The organism is Paraflavisolibacter caeni, assembly GCF_025628885.1.
GTDB lineage: Bacteria > Bacteroidota > Bacteroidia > Chitinophagales > Chitinophagaceae > Flavisolibacter > Flavisolibacter caeni.
In genome coordinates, this window is record NZ_JAOTIF010000057.1 from 1 (window position 1) to 7,368 (window position 7,368).

Sequence of the window (7,368 nt, forward strand, 5' to 3'; positions counted from 1 at the left end):
CTGGTGTGGACCGGGCGGATCACGGTGGTGGCGGCCATGATTGTGGCTTTGATCTTTACCTGGGAGGATTTGTTGGGGATTGGCGGAGAGGGGGGTTTTACCTTCATCCAGAAGTATACCGGCTTTATTTCCCCGGGGATTTTGGCCATGTTCCTGTTGGGCATGTTCTGGAAGCGCACTACAGGGGCAGCAGCCGTGGCCGGGGTCTTGACGGGTTTTGGCATGTCGGTGCTCTTTAACAACTATGCCCCCCGTTTGTTTGGTAAGGAGACCTGGCTGTACACGGCCTATGAGTACACCAAGACGGTGGGCGGTGTGGAACAAAAGGTGGTAGAGATTCCCTTTTTGATCTGCATGGGCTGGTCCTTTGTCTTTACGGTGGGGGTGATGGTGCTGTTGAGCCTGTTGGGGCCTAAGGACAATCCCAAGGCCATTGCCATTGATTCCAGTATGTTCAAGGTCAAGCCGGCCACCATGGGGCTGATCGTGATGACCCTGATCTTGCTCTCGGCTATTTACATCAAGTTCTGGTAAAAGTCACTGAATAGACAATTCATCAAAAGTCCCGCTCTACAGGCGGGACTTTTTTTATGCAGGGGATGGGGAGGGAGGGGGTATGGTTTAAGGGTTAAGGGAGGGGGTCAAAATCTGTTTCGTGCTTCAGGTATGCTGTAAGTATGCTTCAGGTGTGCTTCAGGTATGCGGAAGGCATGGTCGGTTAGATAAAGGGGATAGTAGGTCGTGGGGGTATGGTAGATACGCCTTAGGTAGGGGGTAGATACGGAGTGTATAGGGAGGATGTATGTAGCATGTACGGCTGATGTTTACTATAACTCTACTATAAGTTTACTATAACTTTACTGTAAGTTTTCTATAAGATTACTATAAGGCACAATTGGAATGACGAGTGACGAATGGAGGGAGAGAAGATGATAGATGAAAGATGATGGATGATAGAGGGGATTTGGGAATACGGATTTCGGGATTTGGAGATGTTGAGATTTGAGGTGTAGGGTTTGGGTGTGAAGGGATTTTGGGGTTTGAGGGATTGGCTGAAAGGGGAATTACCATTTTCATACTTTATCCTGGGCTTGGGTATGCCTTTGATATGGCTTTGGTAGGGATTATCTAGGGCGTATTTATACTCCAGGGATACTTGATATAAGAAAGATGACTTTTCAGAACCTGGATTTGTGGGAAAGAATTGATAGGGTTTAGGGTAGCGTTGGAGATAATTTGGTGTTGGAGATAATAAAAAGGCCGCCTCAAATTTTTGCGGCGGCCTTTTTATTAGTAGTCATTTTGAGGTTCTTCTTTGTTTTTTCCTCCGAAGATCTTCTTAAAAAATCCTTTCTTCTTTTCCTCGGGCTTAGTAGCTGGGTCTCCTATTTTGGGAGCCTTCTTGCCAGAAGAACTGTCTTTTCTTGCAGTCTCTTTCTTACTATCATCAGTAACCGGTTTGGATTCAGGACCCATAAATTCATAAGTTGTATCCAAGCCATATTCGTCGGCGGTACCTACGCCCTGGTCAACACCTTCGGCTCCTGGTGGGGGCGCATTTTCAATAATTCCGGGAATATCGGCGCTAAAGATCTCATTCTGAAGATCGGCTGGTTTTGCGAATGTAGCCGCACGATCTATTTGCAGTGATTTATCAGCATATACCTTTTGGAAGAATGCTTCCCAAATAGGACGGGCTGCAGTGCCACCGTAACCCTGAGCGCTTTCAATGCGAATAAACCGATCGTCGCAGCCTATCCAGGTACCGGCCAGCAATTGAGGTGAATAACCCATGAACCAGGCATCAGCATTTTCGTTGGTTGTACCTGTTTTACCACCCATCTCAGCGGCGCCCAAGCGGTACATCAATCCGCCTGCGGTACCTTTTGTAACAGGGCCTTCCATCATTTTGCACATCTGGTAAGCGGTTACTTCACTTACAACTTCTTTACGGTTCTGGCTGAAGTCAAAGCGCTTGATCACATTACCATTACGGTCTTCAATCCGGCTGATAAAGTAAGGCTTGGTAGAAAAGCCGCGACCAGGGAAAATGGTATAGCCCCACATCATTTCGTACAATGAAAGGTCACAGGCTCCTAACGCAATAGAAGGGTATGGTTCAATTTTGGTTGGGATTTGAATACGCTCCAGGAAGCTGGCGAACTGGGCAGGACCTACCTGTTTCATAATGTACGCCGTTGCACAGTTGCGCGACCAGGCCAGCGCTGAAGCCATCGTCATGGTACGGCCTGTACAAGTTTTACCAGTAGCTGGTACCATGCCCAATGCACCAAATGATTGCTGCTGATCCACGACAGGTGTTTCCATAGTAAAGCCCCGTTCTTCCATAGCCTGGCAATACAACAAAGGCTTGATAGCAGAACCTACCTGGCGTTTGGTTTTAATATTAGCATGGTCGTATTTAAATGTTTTGAAGTCGATCCCACCAACCCAGGCACGTACTTCGCCCGTTACCGGATCCATCACCATAAAAGCAGTTTGTAGCATCTGGCGGTGGTACTTTATAGAGTCCAGCGGGGTCATTACTGTGTCGGCTTCCCGTTTGGAGTTCCATGCAAAAACGCGCATGGGAACCTTTTGTGTGAATGTTTTCCTGATCTCTGCTTCACTCAATCCTTCCTCTTCCAGATTTTTCCAGCGATCGCTGGCCTTCATTGAGGCTTCCAATACATTTGCTCTTCCTTCCCATACTGACCCAGACTTGATATTACGTTGCCGATTCAACGCTTTTTGCAAAAAGGGCATTTGTTGCGCCACAGCTTCTTCTGCGTATTCCTGCATTTTAGGATTGATCGTGGTGTAAATTTTTAAGCCATCGGCATAAATGTCATATTTATCACCATTGGCATTTCGTAGATCTTTTAATGCATCACGTATTTCATCTTTGATCACTTCACGGAAGTAAGGAGCATAACCAGTGTTTTCATCCAGCTTCCTGTAATTTAATTTAATAGGCAGGGATTTTAATGTTGTAGCTTCAGATGGATTGATGTAATGGTTCTTTTCCATTTGACCCAGCACGATATTGCGGCGCTCCAGGGCTGCTTTGGGAAATACACGAGGATTGTATGTATAGTTAGCCTGTAAGGTACCTACTAATAAGGCAGCTTCTTCAACAGTAAGCCTATCGGGCTCTTTTTGGAAGAAGGTTCTGGATGCGTTACGAATACCATAAACATTATCACTAAAAGGAACAGCATTCAGATAAAGCGCAATGATCTCTTCTTTTGTGAAGTTTCTTTCTAACCGGATGGCTACTATATATTCTTTTAGTTTTTCAATAATCCTTTGCGCACTGTTTTTACTACCCTGATCTAACAGGGTTTTTGCCAACTGTTGGGAAATGGTACTTCCACCACCTTCCTTACCCAACAAAAATACTGCACGAAGTGTGGCTTTGAAGTCGATGCCGGCATGATCATAAAAACGTTCATCTTCAGTAGCCACAAGCGCATGTATCACATGCTTTGAGATATCGCGGTAGTTAACATTGCTGCGATTACCCCTTTCCCGGTAATACTTTCCCATCAGGGTGCCATCGGCTGCATAGACCTCTGATGACTGCATAATGGTCGGATTTTCCAGTTCTTTCAGGGATGGCAGTTTTCCGAAGACACCGACAATGGCAAACACAATGATGAGCATAAATAAAGCAATACCTCCCCATAAGATTATCCAGAAGACACGAACACTTTTTTTCATATATAGTTATTGTCGGGTTTGATGACCCGGATTAAGCAAAAACAGTAGCGAAATGTTGTCAAAGCTAAAAAAACAGGTCCAATGGATGGTTAAAATTTAAAAGAGAAAAGTCCGAAAGAAATGTTCCTGATCAATAAACATTCTTTCGGACTACCTGATATATTTCTACCGGGTTTTTATTACCATTTGATCTTAGAAAACTGTTCTAAGAACTTTTTGTAATTATCCAGGTTGGGATTGGTTTTGAGCGTTTCAAGATTACTTTCAGTAATTACCGAAAAGGTGTATTTATCCGCTTTAAGCCAAGGGACGATTTGTGTGCTGGCAATAGGCTTGGCTTTTTGAACATATTCAGCAGCCTGCTGTATGTTGCTGAAGATACCAATGAGCAGCAGTTTGTTTTCTGCATCCAGGGGCAACAATTGTACATTGGGAACCTGGTTTACATAAGATTCTTTGCTGAACCTGCTGAATGCATTCTTTGCTTCATTTCCGAATATATTATCTACTTTATTCAGGATCACTACTGCAAAATGTGGCGCCTCTGCATCATAGGTAAATCCAAATGCAGAGGGTTTTGCTGCTGCTACTGGCTTCTTTGAGATTGTATCAGCAACAATTTTTTCTGTAGGCTTAGCTACAGCAATTTCCGCCGGTTTTGCAGCAGTGGTGTCTCTTATGAGCGGAGGAACATCTGTATCTGCTTTTAAGGGAGGAGCCTGGGTTACAACGACCTCTTTTTTAACCGGTTCGTTTGGCACAACAACTTCCTCTTTTTTAGGTTCGGGAGGATTCTGAACATTATTCTTAGGAACTTCTGTTTTAGTTACAGCCACTGTATCCCTTGTTGGGGGTGCCTGCCTGATTGGCTGGGTTGTTTGACTGATTACGGCCACTTCTTCTTGCGGCCGCTCAATCTGGAGGTTGCGCAATTCTTCTTCAATCTGTTTCCGGCGGCTTAAAACATCAAGCAGGGTAGTGGCTTTATCTGCTATAGGAGTTTCCGGATTTTGCTGTATCAAGGTGTTGAGAATATCCTTTGCCGTACTGTCCTCATTTTTCCTGATGTGGTAAACCGACTCGATATAGAGCAATTGTGGTGACCAGTAATTGGTTTGGTATATACTATCGGCAATGCGTTTTGCTGCTTTTGCCTCATCGAACCTGCCCTCTATGAACATATCATAGATGCTTTCGTAGGTTTTGGTTACATCAGCGGATGGGCGGTTGGAAAACGGATCCACACCTGAAGTCAGAATGGATGCCTGGCGGCTCTCAGGAAATTTTTGCTGCAACAACTTTTTTATTTCTTCTGCTTTGGCTGCATTTCCTGACCTCTGATATGCATAGTAAAGGTGAAAAAGTGCTTCATTCATTTCAGGATGGTTCGGGAATCTCCTTCTTAATTCTTCGTATGCCTGTATGGCTGAGGGATAGTCTTCTATTTCGTTAAAATATATATTGCCAGCTGAGAACAATGCATTTTGGATTGAGTCATTTGAAAGACTTAATTGCTGTTGTGTTAATGGGATGGTTTGCAATAATGCATCATAAGTAACGGCACCTGTGGTCGTGCCAACACCTGCACTGGGTACGCCCTGAGTATTTCCCGGTGCGGCAGCATTCTGTTCTTCCGAGATACTTGAGCCCCGGCGCCAGTTATCAGCATTGGGTCTGTTGCCCCAGATCTGCTTGAATGTTGTTGCGCCGTTACTCCTTGACGATTTGTTATAAAAATACCATTCGCCTTTTGTATTGCTATTGAATAGGTCTGATTGGTTCGTAACGGATGCAGCCAAGGTTGAAGATACTGTTTCATCCTCCTTTAAACCTTGTTGTTTGCGTAACTGGCGTGCCAGTTTTTTCAGGAAGTCGGTTCTTTCTGCTTCCGGCATGGCTGCAATACGCTGCAAACTATCCTGTCGTTGAATGGTGTTCAGGTTGCCTACTAAGCGATCAAGAATATTTTTACGCCCATTGATGTATTCTGTTTCAGCCTCTGGCATTTCACCAGCTTCAAACTGTATACTATCGTAATAAGATGCGGCTGCAGTGTACTTTTTCTGGCTATAGGCCAAGTCGGCCAGTTTCAGATAAGTGCGATTACGGGATCCTATATTTTCGTTGGAATATTTCGCTCCTTTTTCCAGGTATTTTAGTGCTGCATCAGGATTGTTCCGTTCCAATTCCATTTGTGCCATCATAAAATAGATCATATCCCTGTAGTCAGCATACCTTTCACGGTGAGCCATTTTATCCAACTCGGCTATGTTCTTATCCACATAATCATCACCGCCTTCTTTATTTACCCGGATCAGATTGAGGCGGGCATAAATATCCAGAACGGGATCGGTAGCATTGTCAATTGATTTACTGAACCATTCTTTTGCCTGTTCCGGTTTGCCTGATCTTTCGAAAAGTTGTCCTGCAAGGTATTGCCACCTGGCTCTTTCCTGTTTTGTTTTTGCATTATCCAGGGCGGCAGTCAGGTGTATGGCAGCGCTGTCCCATCTTTCCTGTTTATAAAACCAGTAAGCCTGAACCTCTTCAAGAGATGCATTGAGCCGTTCGGGAAAGTTGGGGTCTTTTTTAAGTGCATCAATGAGACTGCCTGCATCTGCCATTGCAGTGTCCTCAATAAACGTACGTATTTGCCAGATAAAAGCATTGTTCCGGCTGGGTGGATCAGAAGTCAGCCGTTTCAGCAATTTATCATCTTCTTTAGTTACTATGCTTTGTGCGCTACTTCCATCAAGCCGGCTACCGATATATTTATAATAGCCATCTTTTTCTTTTTCTGCAAAGGCATAGTTGATGAATTGGAACATCTGATGGGCTGAATCAAACTCCTTTTGCAGGAAATAAGCGGCACCCCAGAGCAGATACATGTCATCAATCCAGTCGTTGCGCAGGTCGTGCATAACGATACCTGTTTTGGCTTTATATATGACAGAGTCCAATTCGGCTTTTTGTGCGGCAGTGGTTTCCAGGCTATAATTGTAAAATGGTAACAGGTTTGCGTAGTCATCCTGATTGATTGCTTTGGCCTGGTTAATCACTTCGTTCAGCCTGTTGCTAGCGTTGAAGAAATAATTATAATGTGTATAGGTGTTTTGGAATAAGCGGCGGTTCCATGTAAACTTTTTCTGGCCTGTTTTTTCGGATTTGAGTACCCTGTTGTCGAAAGGTTCAGGTTTTTTAATTTCTAATTCAAAGCCTGTCTGGGCTTTTGCAGATTGTAAAAACAGTACAAGTGTTGTTAAAAAACAACTTAATATATAGCGACTTAAAGACATTTGGTTTGCAAACTAAAGTCTTATAACAAAAAAAGTAGGGTTTTAGTATGCAAGGAGGTCTATTTTGATGAAAAATGTGAAAAGTAACTGAACGTTGGGGTATGGAGTTGCTGGCTGTTGGATAGCAGTTGATACGGAGTAGACAGGGAGTAGATACGGAGTTACACTGCAGTAAGGTCTCTATAAAGTCTCTATAAGGTCTCCTATGTTTGTTTTTTGAAGCAGTATTTTTTGAGAGGAGTCGGGAAGGTCTGGGTAGTTTTGAGTCCATAAGTGAAAAAGGGTGAGCGTACAATTTAGGTCTAAGTAACCCCTGAGGGTATACTGTTATAGAGATTTTACCTCCCCT

2 protein-coding genes and 1 pseudogene are annotated in these 7,368 nt (G+C 43.9%); 1 reads left to right on the forward strand and 2 read right to left on the reverse strand.

Annotated features, from left to right (window positions below):
* Positions 1 to 534 (forward strand): annotated as a pseudogene (locus OCK74_RS27565) (sodium transporter); the annotation flags it as partial.
* A 756-nt stretch (positions 535 to 1,290) separates the two neighbouring features.
* Here OCK74_RS27565 and OCK74_RS27570 read toward each other — a convergent pair.
* Entirely contained in the window at positions 1,291 to 3,723 is a 2,433-nt protein-coding gene (locus OCK74_RS27570) for a penicillin-binding protein 1A (protein WP_279300348.1), read from the reverse strand.
* Positions 3,724 to 3,902: 179 nt separating this feature from the next.
* The gene (gene porW / locus OCK74_RS27575) at positions 3,903 to 7,019 is read right to left on the reverse strand and encodes a type IX secretion system periplasmic lipoprotein PorW/SprE (protein WP_279300349.1); all 3,117 of its coding nucleotides are present in this window, start codon (positions 7,017 to 7,019) and stop codon (positions 3,903 to 3,905) included.
* Positions 7,020 to 7,368: the final 349 nt, after the last annotated feature.